This window comes from Paenibacillus terreus (assembly GCF_042138595.1).
GTDB lineage: Bacteria > Bacillota > Bacilli > Paenibacillales > Paenibacillaceae > Paenibacillus > Paenibacillus terreus.
The window spans coordinates 44,561-60,962 of record NZ_JBHIRX010000002.1 but is presented as its reverse complement, the minus strand read 5'-3'; the positions used below and the strand labels follow the sequence as shown (position 1 = coordinate 60,962).

10 protein-coding genes and 1 riboswitch are annotated in these 16,402 nt (G+C 51.1%); of the genes, 2 read left to right on the top strand and 8 right to left on the bottom strand.

Annotated features, from left to right (window positions below; genetic code table 11):
* Positions 1-21 precede the first annotated feature (21 nt).
* Positions 22-438 carry a hypothetical protein gene (locus ACE5KN_RS04490; protein WP_375523402.1) on the bottom strand — a complete coding sequence of 139 codons (417 nt, stop codon included), beginning with the start codon at positions 436-438 and terminating at the stop codon, positions 22-24.
* A gap of 127 nt (positions 439-565) precedes the next feature.
* A riboswitch (cyclic di-AMP (ydaO/yuaA leader) is annotated at positions 566-760 on the bottom strand.
* A 422-nt stretch (positions 761-1,182) separates the two neighbouring features.
* Between ACE5KN_RS04490 and ACE5KN_RS04485 the strand changes: the two genes are divergently transcribed.
* Positions 1,183-1,623 carry a GNAT family N-acetyltransferase gene (locus ACE5KN_RS04485; protein WP_375523403.1) on the top strand — a complete coding sequence of 147 codons (441 nt, stop codon included), beginning with the start codon at positions 1,183-1,185 and terminating at the stop codon, positions 1,621-1,623.
* Positions 1,624-1,745: 122 nt separating this feature from the next.
* On the opposite strand, the gene ACE5KN_RS04480 is transcribed toward ACE5KN_RS04485, so the two are convergent.
* Both ACE5KN_RS04480 and ACE5KN_RS04475 read right to left on the bottom strand, forming a co-directional pair.
* Positions 1,746-4,349 (bottom strand): rhamnogalacturonan lyase, encoded by a 2,604-nt coding sequence (locus ACE5KN_RS04480; RefSeq protein WP_375523404.1) that lies wholly within the window; start codon positions 4,347-4,349, stop codon positions 1,746-1,748.
* A gap of 184 nt (positions 4,350-4,533) precedes the next feature.
* On the bottom strand, positions 4,534-5,655 hold the full coding sequence (locus tag ACE5KN_RS04475; protein ID WP_375523456.1) for a type II asparaginase: 1,122 nt from the start codon (positions 5,653-5,655) through the stop codon (positions 4,534-4,536).
* Positions 5,656-5,966: 311 nt separating this feature from the next.
* On the opposite strand from ACE5KN_RS04475, the gene ACE5KN_RS04470 reads away from it, so the two are divergent.
* Positions 5,967-7,271, top strand: coding sequence for a hypothetical protein (locus tag ACE5KN_RS04470; protein ID WP_375523405.1), 1,305 nt, complete (start codon positions 5,967-5,969; stop codon positions 7,269-7,271).
* A gap of 234 nt (positions 7,272-7,505) precedes the next feature.
* Here ACE5KN_RS04470 and ACE5KN_RS04465 read toward each other — a convergent pair whose 3' ends face one another.
* From ACE5KN_RS04465 to ACE5KN_RS04445, 5 genes are all read right to left on the bottom strand, one after another.
* Positions 7,506-8,702 carry an MFS transporter gene (locus tag ACE5KN_RS04465; protein ID WP_375523406.1) on the bottom strand — a complete coding sequence of 399 codons (1,197 nt, stop codon included), beginning with the start codon at positions 8,700-8,702 and terminating at the stop codon, positions 7,506-7,508.
* Between the two features lie 265 nt (positions 8,703-8,967).
* Entirely contained in the window at positions 8,968-11,070 is a 2,103-nt protein-coding gene (locus ACE5KN_RS04460; RefSeq protein ID WP_375523407.1) for an alpha-galactosidase, read from the bottom strand.
* Between the two features lie 118 nt (positions 11,071-11,188).
* Positions 11,189-12,487, bottom strand: a complete 1,299-nt coding sequence (locus tag ACE5KN_RS04455; protein WP_375523408.1) for an ABC transporter substrate-binding protein — start codon at positions 12,485-12,487, stop codon at positions 11,189-11,191.
* 360 nt (positions 12,488-12,847) lie between these two features.
* Positions 12,848-14,488 carry a response regulator transcription factor gene (locus ACE5KN_RS04450; protein WP_375523409.1) on the bottom strand — a complete coding sequence of 547 codons (1,641 nt, stop codon included), beginning with the start codon at positions 14,486-14,488 and terminating at the stop codon, positions 12,848-12,850.
* Positions 14,481-16,304 carry a sensor histidine kinase gene (locus tag ACE5KN_RS04445; protein ID WP_375523410.1) on the bottom strand — a complete coding sequence of 608 codons (1,824 nt, stop codon included), beginning with the start codon at positions 16,302-16,304 and terminating at the stop codon, positions 14,481-14,483. The genes ACE5KN_RS04450 and ACE5KN_RS04445 overlap by 8 nt, the downstream gene beginning before the upstream one ends.
* Positions 16,305-16,402: the final 98 nt, after the last annotated feature.

Genomic DNA, 16,402 nt, shown 5'->3' with positions numbered 1-16,402 from the left:
ACGTACATTGTAACAAACATATTACCGGCATCCATCTCTAAGTCCTTTCAAGATAAAGCCGACTTCTCCTGTCTTGGTATAAATCACATGGTCCGCGCCCATCCGCTGGTACACGCCTCTTGGATGCATCAGCTGCCGGGTAATGACATGAATCTCCCGTTCTGTCCATGACCTGCAGATTTGCAGATAGCGGCAGGTAAGATTGAGACTGCTCTCAAATATGAAAATACAGCCTACCGTCATTTTGGGAATGACCCACTTCTCCGTCATGGACGTATCGATCCGAACAATTTGCTCCACCCCCTGCTTCTCAAAATGCTTCTCTTCTGCGGTGCTGTTCGTCAGAACCGCAAAGGGCAAATGGTGATGCTGCAACAGCTTTACAAATTTTCGGCCGTCGTTGTTAGGAGCAACAACGAGAATGGTCTCGGTTTGCATTCAGATCCTCCTCGATATTCGGGCAGCAAAATAAAAAAAGAAGCCAGGGCGTCCAAGTAGCTTCCCGCGGCTTCTCTCCCAAGGTCCATATGCCAATAAAACACGGACTGGATATTAGTCGGTTTGCTGCCTCTCCCTGTACGCTTATGAGGTTAGCTGTCGGATTCGGGCGAGAGAGTCGCCCTACGCGGCCGAGACCTTGGAATCTCCTCCGCGATTCACCCCTGCAAGCCATAACTGTTCCGCCTCTTCTGCCGGAATCAGTCGGCCGCTTTGGTTCCCCCATTTTCCGCTCTGTGCGGAAATTCAGCGATAAAAGCAAAATCATCATATAAAAAAAATCAAATTACGATTTGAATCATACACCCGCCCGGATGATAGTGTAAAGACTTGTTATTCCCGATTCTTTCAAAATTTGCTTTAATCAAAGGCTGTCAAAGCAGCCTGTTGAGGCGCTACTATATCAAAAATGTCAATATCCGCCATAACCATCCGAAAAGACGTTTGCGGAAGGCTTTAGTTATATCTGAAATTCACTACCATCGTAGGTGCAAGTAGTTTAATATTAACGGGAACTCCTCGGTTCAAAGTTCACAAAAAGATGACGAACGAAATTGATGCATCTTCTTGAAGGAGTGATGTGGTATGAGAAATTACAGATGTCAAATTGATGCTATGCCGAAAAAGTCTACCAAGTAGGGGAGCACGTACAGGGTTCTCCTGAATACAAGGAGGAGTCCAGTATTGATTACATTACAAACCATATCCAAGAGTAATTGGGAAGAATGTGCCTATCTTAAACCGAAACCGGAACAAGAAAGGTTTATGGCTGCAAATCTTTATTCGATTGCAGAGGCGCAATTTTTAGAAGGATTTGTAACAAAGGCGATTTACAATGATGATGTAATGATTGGATTTACAATGTATGGACCCGATCCTGAGGATGGGAATTACTGGATTTACCGTTTTATGATTGACGAAAGATTCCAAGGACAAGGCCATGGTTATAAAGCTATGCTGCTGGTTATTGATGAGATAAGAAAAAGCAATAACAGAACTGAGGTTATAATGCTTGGCTACAATCCAGATAATGAAGAAGCCAGAGCGCTATACACAAAATCAGGCTTTAGAGAAGTGGGACCAGCTCCTTGGGGGGAAATACTTGCAAAGTATAGTTTTGAATAACTTATCTGATTGCAATTATGAATATTATGCTGCATGAACTGGTGCCTTGACTGCATTAAACCGCCCTTTACGGGGGCGGTTTATCTTTTGACCGAAAAGTTTCGTAAAATGATAGCTTCACATCACTTCTCATTTTGTCCAATAAACAGCTGAGCATACCGGGTGAGAGTCCATGCAGCCCGCTGCGAAATCTGCTCCTCTTTTTTGTTCCCGCTTATTTGAGAAATGAACTTCTCCATCAAACTTGCAGCCTTGCCTGTATTCCCTTGCTCCAATTGTTTTTGCGCCTGCTTCAGAGTGCTGTTCAGACGGGAAGCGAGGTCGCCTTTTACTTCTTTGGCCGCACGGTACTGTTCAAATACGGATTGCAGACCGTTCAGCGCGGCGGGCGCATGGAAGACAGGAACCGGCACATCCGCCCAATCCGTGTCTGAAGCGAAATAAAAGCTGGTATATGACGGCTGGTTGTAGGCCGTATTTTGCCGTGCTACCCCGGTCCGGTACTGCGGATCATGCATAAGCGTGTACAGCTTGCGGTCCGTTACTTCCGTGCTTAGATAAATCCGGATTGCCGAGCTGTCCGCCTTGCGGACAAACATTTCTTCTCTCCAATCCCCGAAAATATCCGCAACAAGCGATGGTGTGCCTTTGGTATAATTGTTGGTCAAGGTTTCATCGGCTGTCAGCAGAACGCCGCGTTTCCAGTCTTCAATCACCGGCGTGACGTCAATGGCCCCGTTCACAATTTGCGTCGTCATATCCGCGGCCCATTTGATGTTCATATTGGTGCCGGGCATGCTTCCGTTGAGCTGTTCGCCGTCCGCCGTCCACAGGCCGACGGCCCATGTCTCCAGCCCCCTGTGCTCCGGCTCGATATCTCCTACCATGCCGCGTCCCGTATCCTTGCCGGTGTATCCGCCATAAATGACCTCACCGGTGGCCGCATCACGCAGGGAATAGCCGTAAGGAGCGTAGGTGCCGCCTTCATGGACCATGAAAATCTCCTGTCCCGGCCGATCAGGGTCAATATCCGTGACATGCAGCGCGTCCCCGTGCCCCAGACGGGCGACCGTACCCGGCACGGCGCTCTGCTCAGGCATCTCATCCATGGAGCTGTACAGCAGACTGCCGTCATTATCCAGAGTGGACGAGCCATAGACGATTTCATCCCTGCCGTCCTGATCAACATCCGCCACGCTCAAGGAATGCGCCCCCTGGGTCGTCAGTGCGCCGAGCTCCGGATCGGTGCCATCCCTGCCATGCGGGCTGTCATTGAACGGATTGCTCATGACCGTCCAGCCGCTGTCCGCCAGCCACTGCTTCCGCAGCTGCTCGCCATCCCACTGGTAGGCTGCAATGGTCGAGCGTGTGTAATAGCCTCGCGCCAATACAGCTGACGGATGTACCCCGTCCAGATAAGCGACCCCTGCGAGAAAACGGTCCACCCGGTTGCCTGGTTCAATCCGGGCCATGGCGTAATCTCCCCACATCAGCCCGTCATCATGCCGTTCCGGCTCATACCGCACAGTATCCAGCTCTTTCCCGCTATCCCCGTCAAAGACCGTTAAATACTCGGGTCCGTCAACAATAAAACCTTCAAAGGTGCGCAGATCGTTACGGCTGCTGCGGGCAGGCGCGTATTCATCCATAAAATAGTCCGCAAGCTCCTCTGCATCCGCACGGGACAGCGGATATTCATACCGCTGCCCGATGCCGAAGCATTCCTCCAGCGTCGCCGGCCAATGCCCGTTTCGGACCTCCTCATGCCGGTGCCAGTTCATGAACATGTCCACAACGTGCTCATAATAATCGGCGCTGCTCATCCGGTAATCATCCTTATGACTGTAACCTGCCCGGATGTCCTCACGCGGCATCGTAATGTACCGCTCCTTGCCAGGTCTCCCTTTTTTATCGTAGGTGATGACTTTGGTGCCGGGCGCCGATTTTAACATAAGCTCCGCCCGTCCGTCCCCGTCAAAATCATAAACCAGCATCTGCGTATAGTGCGCGCCGGAACGGATGTTTACTCCGAGATCGATCCTGTATTTTAAGGTTCCATCCAGTCTATAGGCATCAATGTAAGTGTTGCCGGTGTAGCCTTTTTGTGACACATCCTTGGAATTGGAGGGGTCCCATTTTACGAAAAACTCATATTGTCCATCCCCGTCGGTATCGCCCACACTCATGTCGTTGGCAGAGTATGTGTAGGCTTCTCCGGCAGGAGTAACCCCATCGGTCGGCTTTTGCAGTGGCAGATCGTAAAATGCGCCGTTCCAGGGGCGAACCTCCGCACTTCTTTCCAGTTCCATGCCATAGACGCTCTCTGCAGCGCTCCGCTCATGCTCATCTCCATATACAACCGCCGCAACCGAGTACAAAGACTGGGAAGTACCTTCCGTATCCAAATAATTGGTGCTATTCATCACGGTCGCAATTTGGACTCCATCCCGGTACACGTTGAAATTAGCCCCGGTCAAGCCGGATGGCGAATAACCCGTCACTTCATCAGCCAGCAGACGCCAGCTCAGAAATTGCCCGTCTTCCACGGATGCCGCCACCAGGCCTCTGTCCAGATATTCCAGCTGGACCCCGTTCGTATGGTCCTGCAGCCCCTCCCTTCCCGCATATGCGGTCGTTCCTCCCCCAGGCATTCCTGCGGTCAGCAGCGCTGCCCCCAATACCGTGATTGCCCACTTTCTGCTGAACCTGCTTATACGTTTGCCCATTCTCATTTCCCCTTCCTGTTATTCAAGTTGAAATGATTGCGCTTTCAAAATAATTCCTCTCTATTATAGTTTTGTGCGGGCAGGCCGCACGTTTAAATTTCAGAGGTTTTTCGCTACTAATCCGTAGAAAAACAGAAAATCCCCGGCTCCGCAGCGGAAACCAGGGATTAACGTTATTTTTGAATTAATACTCGTTAAAATAGGATTGAATTTGCGCCGCATCATTTGTTTTGGTCAGCGCAAGCATCAGCAGAATGCGGGCTTTTTGCGGGTTCAGGGAATCCGTTGACACAAAATTATCGGCAAGGTCCGAGCTTGAGGAGGACACGGTTCCGCTGCCGACACGGGTGGAGCGGGCGATAACGACGCCTTTTTTGCCGGCATCCTCCGCTCCCTCGGATGAAGCGCTGGACAGCGAGCCGTTGCCGGAGCCTGCGACTACAATGCCTTTGGCGCCTGCCGCGACCGCCGCATCATACAGATAACGTCCGTTGTTTTGGTATTCATATAAAATATCCACCTGCGGCAGCTCTGTCAGACCGGATACATCGAATACGGATTGAGTGGTGTGCTTGCGCGTCGGTTCATTATAAAACAGCACCTTGTCTCCGACCACCGCGCCAAGATATCCTTGCTCAACAGACTTAAAGGTATCCACAGCCGTCGTATTGGTTTTGGTGATATATCTTGCGGAGCCAATACGGTCATTCAGCATGATCATAACCCCTTTGCCCTTGGATTCAGGCGCGCTGGCTACCTTGACCGCATTATACAGATTGAATGGTCCGTCCGCGCTGATCGCTGTTGCCGGGCGCATCGCGCCAACGACTACGACCGGTTTGTCGCTTTTCACAACGAGATTGAGAAAATAAGCCGTTTCCTCAAGCGTATCCGTACCATGGGTAATTACAATTCCGTTCACATCGTCTCTGGCCAGCAGCTCATTAATCCGCTTCGCCAATTGCAGCAAAATGGTGTTGTCAACATCCGGACTTCCTACATTTGCCACTTGCTCACCGCTGACATTGGCGAGACCCTTCATCTCCGGAACAGCGTTGATTAGTGTCTCTACTCCAAGCGCCCCCGCTTTGTAGCCTGTTGTATCTGTATTGGAATCCGAAGAACCGGCGATCGTTCCGCCTGTAGCCAAAATAACCACGTTCGGGAGGGCCGGATTGATTTCGGATTGAGCGGGTGCGACGCTTGCCTCCATAGCTGCAGCTGTTCCGTTCAACCCATATGCCGGAAGCAGAGTGCCGGCGAGCAGCCCCGCAGTCAATACAGGTATGTAAAACAGTTTTTTCATTTTCATAAATTGTTTCTCCCCTCATATGTAAGTAGATTTTTGTGTTAGTAGCGCTTTTTATACAAATGATGTCACGCTACATAACACATTATGATTGTTAATGAGATTATATGTACATTTTTTAGGTCAGGTCAATGCTTATGTCATAAAAATTAACTTCTATGTTTGGTGATGCTTGATAGATGAAGCTGATTGAAAACCTCTATATTAGAATATATGCTTCTTCACCAAAAATTATTGACAGACCTTACCTGAGACGATATGATTCTATCAATTTAATTATAAAATCATAGAAAAGGGGGATGTTTAGTTTGTTATCATTATTCAAATCAAATACTGTATCACGCAGGGTGCTCTCTATCTCTACCGCATTGCTGATTTCTTCGTTTGCCGTAACCGGCACTCCATCCTATGCGGCCGTTCCGGCGACATTGACCGTTGTTACTGCTCCCTCTCAGCAAAGCTCCACTGCGGACAGCAACATATCCTACCTCGAAAATCGTTTCGGGCTTCATTTATCAGCCGCTCTTACAGTGGACGAGTATATCGGCGCTCTGGGCAAGCTGCTGGAGCAGACGCCATCCTTAGCCGGGGATTCCGCTCCCTTAACTCAGGCGAATGCCGTCAGCCTCGCCATTAAAGCAGCGGGACTGAAGGAACTGGCGGATTCCTACTCGCCGGAGAAAACCGCCGCATCTCTGAAGAAGGCGAGAATACAAGATGTTAACGAATTGAGCGCTGACGCAGCCCGCGAGCTGGCCGCTGCAGTGGACACCGGTTTGCTTCCGGCGTTTGCCGCCAAATCCTTTAAGGCTGACAGCCAGGCAGACAACGTGTTTGCGGCCGATTTGCTGGCTGGCGTGTTATCTTTTCACGGGGATTATAAATCTTACATAGGCAATGTGCTGGACGACGATATTTTTGCAAAACTCAACGATGCTTATGATACCCAGGAGCTCGTGCTGGCACCGGAGCTGCAAAACATTTTCGATGAAGGCCTGAAGCAAGGGCTGTTCACCGGCTACAACATTAAAGACAAACGCTACGAGGCCCACTTCGATCCCGCGCTGTCCCTCACCTATGGACACAGTGATCTGAAGCATGCCATTCAGCTGATCGGTCTGCTGCGCAGTGAAGGCATACAGGCCAAGGTGCAGCTTGAGCCGAAAACGTCAGCCTTCGTCTATTTGCAGGAGTGGGGCACTCCGCAGCAAAGCGACGATTATAAGGTTGTGCAAATTGAAAACGGGAATTATATCGCGTACGCCAAAGAATATGATCTGGCTCTGGAGTTTGAATCTGCCGCCGACAAGGAGCAGTTTGATAGTCTTGTGAACCAATATGCCAAAAAGGACAGCGAGGATGAAGCCGGACTGATCGCCGCCTCCTGGTGGCAGCCTCTTTATTATTCGCTTCCGGCTATGAATAATTATATGGAAATCTCCAATAATCGGATTGATTCTGGAGACTACTATGCTCAGTCCTTCTCCCTGAAGGAAGATACAGCCTCCATCGCCGAAGGTCTGAAAAAGCTTGCGCCTGATGCGAAAATACAGACCTACAATTTCTGGGTTGATGCGCCATTCTATCGCTACTTGAATGGGGAATCCTCCTAATACTTGCAATCGCGTTGCCTGAATAATTTCAATGTGGTATTCTAACAATAGAAATAAGGGAGGTCGCTACCCTCCCCCAGGACAACGAGGTGTGCCTCACGGCGCGCATTTGTTGCTTAGTGCAGCAAGACCCACCGAGGCTACCAACCATTAGCGGTGGGTTTTGCGCTTGATACGTCATAGCAAAATACAAGCCCAGGATAATCCCCAGGCTTGTATTTTTTTCTGCTAAATTCATGCTTGCTTCCGCACCTTCCGCTGCACCAGCAGAGGAGTCAGCAGCAAGGCCCCGATCACAAGCAGCACACCGCTGGTGGCATAGACCGTAAAGAGCGAGAAAAGCTCCTTAAAATAGCCGGATAACGACATCCCTATGACCATCATGCCCATAAACATAGGCGTAATCGCTCCGCTCACCCGTCCGATCAGGGCAGCCCCGGTATTCTGCATGATCATGGTTTGGATTCCCGCCTGTACGCCCGAGTAAGCCAAACCGCCAATGATCTGGACAGTGACGGTCAGCAACGCCACGGTTGAAGCTCCGGTTACAACGGTGACTAACGCACTGCCCACAAGCCCCGCCAGCAGCAGCACTTGCGGCTTAACCCGCTTCGCCGCCCCCATAATGAGGATTCCTCCTGCAAGCATGGCAGCCCCGTTCGTAAGAAACAGCCACTGCAGAAAAGATTTGTCTAGCCCCAATTGATCGATAGTAACAAATAAAAGCAGCGGCTGGGTTAACCCTGCGGCCAGACCGGTCACGGCAAAGGTGGCACTGAGCACTCTTAGCGAGCGGTTCCCCCATAAATAACGAATACCTTCCCTCAGCTCCTTCATGAAATCCCCGGTTCGTGCAGACCTGTCCTCCTTGGAATCCTTTGGCAGAGTGGACAGGATCAGAGCCGAGGCGGAGAACATCAGCACTGTTAAAGCAAGAGAAATCTCAATGCCATACTGCAGAAAAATAAATGTGCCGATCATCGGCCCGAGTATCATAAACACCGATACCAATGTTTGCGACATCGCCATAACGCCCTGCAGCTGTTCAGCCGGAACATGTCTCTTGTAAAGCTTCATAGCGGAAGGCTGGGAAAATTGCGACAAACTCGCGGATACAAGAGTTCCCAGCAGCAGCGCCGTCCAGGTCCCGTACAAAAGCGCCAGCATCACACCCAGCACGGAAGCGGCGGACAGCAGATCGCACCATACCATCGTCCGTTTCGGCCGCCAGCGGTCGGCCAGCGTTCCGCCAATCATGGCGAACAAAAAGATCGGCGCATATTCCACCACGGAAATCAGGGATACATAAAACGGATCATTGCGGGTCAAGTCCGTAACATACAGCAGAACGGCAAAATTTCGGATCCAGATGCCAAGCTGCAGAAATACCCGGGACAGGATAATCGTCCGGACATAACGGTTGTTGAACATGTCTACTCATCCTTTGCGTAAAATCGAATTACAATGTGTATAATACAGACGTTTTATAGTTTTGTCTATAAATTTATAGATAAAAATAAAAATATCTATTATTATCTATTTAGCGGCGTTTTTGTGATGAGGGCATTCCCCTTTCCTTTTTCGCAACAATATGCATTAAACAGGTGAAGACAAAGCGATTCCATAACACGAAAAAGGAGTGCCCAAGGTCAACCGACCTATGGACACTCCTGGAAAATATCTATTGAGTTTCAAACTACTCGCCTATTCGGATTTCCAGCAGCCTGGCTGTCGCTGGTCCGGGCAAGCCCATCTGCAGCTTCCCTTCCACCTCATCCCACACCCAGGAGCCTTCATAACCCTGCGGGTACAGGCAACGAATATTGGCGGATTTCCCCTTCAAATCATGCAGCGGCAGATCAACTGTCTCCTGTTCCCCACTAGTCCGCCACACCGCGATATACCGCTTGTTCCCGCTGCGCAGCCCCAGGCTGATCCAGTCATCTTGTGGTGTTGGCAGTCCCAGCGGCCAGAAAGGCAGCGATTCACGGATGTCCTGCCGGATCGTCTTGTATACGTCCAGCGCTTCCTTAACCAGCTCTCTTCTGCGCGGGCTCAGCTCGGCCAAATGCCCGCTTTGATGCACCCGCAGCAGCAGCGCGTTGACCATATTGAAAATAACCTCTTCATCATCACCTTCGCGCAGCGGATACGACCAGACGGCGGACTGCTCCGGCGTGAGAGCGGCCGGGGAAGCCGCAGCGATGGAGGCGTATTTGATGTAATCCTCCTGGTCGCTGGTAGACTGAATGCTGTGCCTGCTCAGCATGGCATAGTCCATACGCATGCCGCCGGAGGAGCAGTTCTCAATGACCAGCTCGGGATAACGTGCGAAAATGCTGTCCAGCCACGCCAAATATGCACGGTTATGCTGCAGCAGCCCGTCCCCAAAGCTATCCGCCTCCGTCTCGGTACCTATCCCGGCATTGATGTTATAATCCATTTTGATGTAACCTACACCATAGTCCTCAACCAGACGGCGTATCACCTCGTCGGCATGGGCTCTGACCTGCGGATTGCGGTAATCCAGCTGATATCTGCTGCGGTCTTTTACCCTTTTGCCATGCCGCCTGAAGAACCAGCTGTCATCCGTATCCTTCAGCTTTGGACTGTTAATGCCCATGACTTCAAGTTCAAGCCACAAGCCTGGAATCATATTGCGGCTGCGAATATAATCCAGCACGTACTTAAGACCTTCCGGGAAGCGTTCCGCTGACGGCATCCATTCGCCTACGCCGTCCCACCATTCTCCGTCTGCATACCAGCCTGCATCGATACAGAAATATTCACAACCTGCTTCCGCGGCGGCATCAATTAATGGCAGCAGCTTTGCAGTCGTCGGGCTGCCCCACAGGCAGTTCATATAATCATTGAAAATAATCCGCAGCTCCCGGTTATCTGCATTAGGCCGGCGTATGATACGACGATATACGGTCATCTGAGCGATCGCTTCTTCAAATCCTCCCTGAACCGCTCCTACCGCAGCCGGAACGGATGTAAACTCCTGCCCAGGCTGCAGCCGGACAAACCAGTGGTTATCATGCTCCGTCGGTCCGCTGATCAGCACCGTCAGCGTATCGGCCTGCTCAACAATCTCCCAGTGCCAGGAGCCGTTATGCTCAATCTGCCAGAACAGGCTGGTGCCCGCTTCCATATTCTCCAGCACAGCCATTGGCACATGCTCCGCGGCGGACCAGGATCCGGTATTGCTGCAGGAGACACGCTTGGAGCCCCGATCCTTCATATGCGACATGCCCAGCTCAGGCAGCGAATATCTTCTCCACTGCAGCTCGCTCTGCCAGCCATGATGGGGAATGTTAATCCGCATCTTCTCGTCGCGGTCCTGCTTTCCCTCCTTGTCCAGTCCTGTCAGTGCAAATGAAGACACATACTCCACATCGGCCGGGTCGCTGCCGTTATTGGTAAGCACCACCCAACTGCGGACTACTTGCACACCGTCGTAAAACTGAAGATGCTGCACGGCCCCAATTCCCGTAACAGGATCGGCAAGTATGATTTCAAGCTTGCGGCCCAGCAAATTTCGTTCGTCCCGGTGACCGGCAAAGATCATGCGCAGACCGGGGTAAGATGCCCGGTGTGTCCTCCCGTGATACTCCGCCCGGTCTTCACCCGACAGCTGCAGTTCCAGCAGCCGGTATCCCGGCTTATGCTTCTCCGCGACAGCTCCTTCTCTATAAGGCTGGGCCGCAAAATGCAGCAGTCTGACTTCCTTCTCATCCGTAACCTCCAGCACAAGATAAAGCCCGTTTTCCTCGATCACAATACGATCCGCTTTCACTCCCTGATCATCCTTCCCCTGTCCTGTCCGCTGCAGGTTTGTACAAAAACATAACTCAGCACCAAGCGTGCCGAGTTATGCTCACATTCGTTTGAATTTATCAATTTTCCATTGCTGATTACTGGGCTCCGCCCAGTTGAACCCATGCTTTCTCAATCTCTGTAACCGTCTGATCCTTGGTTGCATTGCCGCCGATATATGCCTGCATCAGCTCACCGAACTTCTGATGGAACGTATCCAGAGAGTAGTTGATGGACAGGTCGCCGGACTTCTCAGTTTTCAGAATTTCCTCCATTTGCTTCGGCATATCCAGGTCAGGCAGCGGAGCGTCCTTGATCGGCGGGATCACCTTCGCTACATCGGAGAACCAGTTCTTGCCGTATTCCGAAGTATACAGCCAGTTGAAGAAGGCAATCGTTTCATCCTTAACCGGCGAGTCAACATTAATGCGCAAGGCCTGATCCGCACCCGTTACGATTTGCGACTGCTCAGGCTTGTCGCTGACCGGATAACCCATGATGCCGATCTTCAGATCCGGATTGATCTTCTTCAGGGCTTCCTCATCCCATGCGCCTTTTCCTGTCATGAATGCAGCTTTGCCAGATGCAAAATCGCTGACTTCCGCGTTGCTGTCGCGTTCGAGCGGCTTGTCCGTACCGTTGGCTACCGTCAAATCAACGAAGGAGAAGAAGTTGTTGTACAGCAGCGGGTAATCTTTAATATGCGCCTTGCCTGCGATAAAGTCGCTCACCAGCTGCTTCGGCTCCACACCCGCATCCTGTGCTGCCGCATCTACATAATGCATGAAGATGTGCTTCCATACCCACCATTCTTTATAAGCGTTGGCGAATGGAGTAATGCCTTTCGCTTTCAGCTTTTCCACCGCATCCTGCATTTCGGCAACCGTTTTTGGAGGCTCCGAAATGCCGGCCTGTGCAAGCAGATCTTTGTTATAAATCAGGGAGAACAGGTTGCCTTTTACCGGAAGGCCAAGCACTTTACCATCCGAGGAGGTCATATTCGCGCGTACGGCATCCGTCATTGCTGCAGCCAGCGGCTCGTTCGTCAGATCGGCGCTGTAATCCGCATACGTATCAATGTCGCCGCCGGCAGTTGTCTGGAATACATCCGGTGTACTGCCTGAAGCAATTTTGGATTTCAGAATCGTATTGTAGTCAGACTGCATAATTTCCAGATTTATCGTGACATTCGGCTTCACCTTTTTATATTCGGCAATGTACGCGTTGAAGGCGTCCGTATACTCAGGAGAAGCGGTAAACATATTTATTGTGACCGGTTTCGAATCATCGCTGCCGCCTGTGTCAGAGGAAGCTTCTTTAGCGCCGCCTCCGCAGCCGCTCAGTAAGCCGACTGTCAACAGGAGACTGCCAGACAATGCTGCAAACTTTTTGAACATCGATATTCCCCCAATTGATCGTTTATTTGTTTCCATGTGCTCATTGTAGTGAATAGCGCAGGCTTTAAAAATGTAGATAAGTGAATAGTTGAGGGTAAAAAAGTAATTTTGTTTCCGCAATCATTTCCAATTATTAAAATTGCGTGTTCAAAAAGTCAGGTTTTCAGCACCGAAGCTTATGCTTTCGAAGTGCGTTTTTTCAAAACGCTTGAGTTGGATGAAGCTAGGGACTGAGGAGCGGAGCGTACTTGGGGTACGTGAGCACCGGAAGGCCCGGCTGAATTCAAGATTCGATGTCGAGTCCGCTTCCTGACTTCCTTCGTGATCAAAAGATGACTTTTTGAACAACCTCTAAAATTGCTAATTTGTTTGCGTGCTTGCCCGGTACTCGGACGGAGACAGCTGATAATAGTTCCGGAACGCCTTGCTGAAGTAATTTTTATCCTTGTAGCCCAGCATATCTGAAATCTCCTGGATTTTGAGACCCGGATCGTTCAACAGCTCCTTGGCCTTGTTCATCCGCACCTTCTGCACATACTCATGAATGCCGTGCCCGAACTGCTGCTTGAACAGCTTCATCAGGTATTCCCTGCTCAGAAAATACTTCTCCGTAAACATGGAAATTTTTATATCCTCAAAATAGTGCCTGTCAATATAGGTTTTAATTTCGGCAATGTCGAACGGCCTGCCGCTTGTGCCTTCCTCCTCGGCAAGCCTGCTGTAGAATTCCAGCATCCGGTGCATCACCTGGGCAAACTGCTCGAATGAGGCGAAATCCATGGAGATGATGCCAGCCGCGCTTCTCCGCGCCTCCTCAGGCACCGCTGCCGCACCCGCATTCATGCCTTTTCTTGCGCACGCTTCCCGCAGAATGATATCAAATTCCTGCAGCGTCCGGTCCGCATCCCCCAGGCTGAATGTCTCCCGTGCGCGAATGGTGTTAATAAAATCCCTCAGCAGGTTTTTCGCATGGGTTAGTCCCCCAGTCTCGAACGCCTTCTGAATCATCGTCAGCTGCCCGGTCACCGGATATGTGTCGGTGGCAACCGCACGGTCCACGGTCTGAGTGAAAGGCTCGTCCTTCAGCTTCAGCACATCCAGAGAGGCAAACCAGGCTTTCACGGATGAATACGAAGCTGCCAGTGCCGTCACCTCCTGCTGCGGCCCGCCGATGCCGGCTGCCGTCTTTAATCCGAACAGCTGGTGAAGGGAAGAGGCAGCCTTCCGGATAATATGACCCGCCTGGAACGCCAAATCTTCGGCGCGCCCATCTGTCAGTGTAAACACGGCGATCACCTCACGCTCCCGCCGCGGATTAACGAAGCTGAAGCACTGCAACCTTCCATCCCCCGATTCAGCAAGCACATTTGTTACCGCGAAGTTCAGCAGCTCCGGGTCGTCGCCAAAGCGGGCGCGGCGCACCTCGTCCATATTCATCAAACGTTGCACGGACAGCAAAAAGCGGTTGCCCGGATAGTCGGCGCCGATCAGCGGCAGAAACGCCTCATTGGTCTGTCTCCGGAAGCTGCGGTCCAGGATGGACAGATACATTTTCTCCTTCAGCTTGGGAAGGGACATGTTCAGCGTAATGTTTTGTGTAATAATATCACTTTCGCTCTTCCTCTTCGCATCCAGCACATCAATTGCTTTGCGCAAGGCCTGATTCAGGTCCGTCCGGTTCACCGGCTTCAGCAGGTAATCAATCACCTTCGAGCGGATCGCCTGCCGTGTGAACTCAAAATCGTTGTAGCCGCTGATGACGATGGTCAGCAGCTCAGGGTAATCCCTTTCAATGATCTGAAGCAGATCCACCCCGTTCAGTCCGGGCATTTTCATATCCACCATCACCAGATCAATGTCATGCTGCTTCAGTATATCCAGACCGGACTTGCCGTTTTCCGCTTCATAAATTTCCCCGATGTTAAGCCCTTTCCAGTCTCCCAGAATGCGGATCGCTTCACGCAGCGGCTCCTCATCATCAATAATCAATGCTCTATACACGGCTGCCGCCTCCTTGCGGTATGATCATTTTTATATGAGTTCCGGATGCGCCTGTCCTGATCTCCAGAGCCGCTTCCTCCCCGTACAAAAGCTTCAGGCGGGTGTTCAGATTTTTCAGTCCGATATTCCCGCTCTCCCGTTCTTCCCATTCTTCATCAAAGGAAGCCAGCACTTCCTTCAGTCTCGCCGCAGACATGCCCGGACCGTTGTCGCTGACCGAAATCAACGCCTGCGTTCCCTGCAGCTCGGCCGTTATGACGATGCGGATGCCGTCAGGCATGTTTTCCAAAGCATGCTTGATGGAGTTCTCGACAAGGGTCTGAATGGACAATCTGGGAATCAGCAGGTCCAGAAGGCCCGCTTCCCACTGGTACTCCACCTGCAGCCTGCTGCCGAAACGGGCCTTCTGCAGCCCGAGATAACGCTCGATATGGCTCAGCTCATCCCTGGCATACACCATCTCCTTACCGTTGATGGAGTAGCGCAAGGTCTGGGCGAGCGCATCCACCATATCGGCCATGTCGAACATTTCCCTTTTCAGCGCCTGTGTGGAAATGGCCTGCAAAGCATTATAGAGAAAATGCGGGTTGATCTCTGCTTCGAGTGCCTTCAAAATCGCATTTTTCTCGGCCAGCTTCATTTTGTAGCGCTCATTGATCAGATCGTTCGTCCGCTCCACCATCTCATTGAAGTGGCGGGACAGATACGCAATTTCGTCGTTCCCCTTCACAGGCGCTTCCGCTTCGAAGTCCCCACTGCTGAACCGCTTCATCTGTAAAGAAAGCCTGTCCAGCGGCCGCGTGATGGCATTGGAGGTCAGCGTGACCAGAATGACGGCAACAATCAGGAATACGCCCCCGATGGCGTAGCCCCAGTTCCGCGTCGTGGTGGCGGTTTCATAAATGGAACGGTACGGAATCGGCTTCACGAGCTTCCAGCCCTCATGCTCACCGGTATTATAATTCACAAGGTATTTCTCGTCCCCGTCCTGCCATGTAAACTGTCCGTTTTCTCCGTCCTTGATCTCATCCAGCATTCCCGCTTGCCTCATCCGCGCATAAAATGCCTGGTCGTCCATGTAAAATGGGACATCATCCGGACCAAGCAGCAGCAAATGATCCCCCTCCGCAACGGGAATATCCTTCATAATGTCCTGTCTGCCCGCATCCTTATAATAAAAAGACAGCACCGCCAGCGGTTCCCGGGATGAGATAGACCGCAGCACCCGGTGATAAGCCAAAAAGCAATCCTCCGTTTCGAGGGGATAGCCTATCTCCGTGTCCGGCAGTGCCAGAGATTGAAAGGCCTGATTCCGTGTACTGTCCACGGCGGCCTTATACCAGTCCTGATCCGGAATGTCCTCGTTAAACCCCTGCCGGACCGATATCGTGTTCGCTTCCTTCGATACCGTATAATATTTTTGCTTGTCGACAATATACAGATAGATCGCTTTCAAATCATTTCTTGAATAAAACATACTCCGCAAATACGTGTCAATCACCATTTGGGAGGAATAGTCCTGATCCTCGTCCAGAATCGCGCTCATAATTTCGTTATAACGCAGCTGCGGCAGCGCAAGCTGCTCCATCCCCTGCACATAATCCTCCAGGTTCTGATTCACCAGCAGCAGATTGTTCGTCGTGCTGGCAATGCTGTTCTCAACCGACTCATTCTCGACGATATGATAGGAAATGACAGTCAGCGATCCGACCACCAGCACGATGATGGAGGTGAACAGCAGCACCAGTTTGTTCACCAGCCGCTGTGTGATCCGTTCTTTTATTCTGGATAAAGCTCCCGCACCCCGCTTAGGCATCTGTTGTCTATCCCCTTTTGAAAGCGTACGCATTTTTACCCTTAACTGTTTTCTTAAATCCATTTTGGCGGTATGATCCCTGTTCTATAATTCATTAT

What these genes read in the sequence shown, in the direction of transcription:
- ACE5KN_RS04490 (WP_375523402.1), bottom strand. Translation starts at nt 438, where the DNA reads ATGCAAACCGAGACCATTCTCGTTGTTGCTCCTAACAACGACGGCCGA.
- ACE5KN_RS04480 (WP_375523404.1), bottom strand. Translation starts at nt 4,349, where the DNA reads ATGGGCAAACGTATAAGCAGGTTCAGCAGAAAGTGGGCAATCACGGTA.
- ACE5KN_RS04475 (WP_375523456.1), bottom strand. Translation starts at nt 5,655, where the DNA reads ATGAAAAAACTGTTTTACATACCTGTATTGACTGCGGGGCTGCTCGCC.
- ACE5KN_RS04465 (WP_375523406.1), bottom strand. Translation starts at nt 8,702, where the DNA reads ATGTTCAACAACCGTTATGTCCGGACGATTATCCTGTCCCGGGTATTT.
- ACE5KN_RS04455 (WP_375523408.1), bottom strand. Translation starts at nt 12,487, where the DNA reads ATGTTCAAAAAGTTTGCAGCATTGTCTGGCAGTCTCCTGTTGACAGTC.
- ACE5KN_RS04445 (WP_375523410.1), bottom strand. Translation starts at nt 16,304, where the DNA reads ATGCCTAAGCGGGGTGCGGGAGCTTTATCCAGAATAAAAGAACGGATC.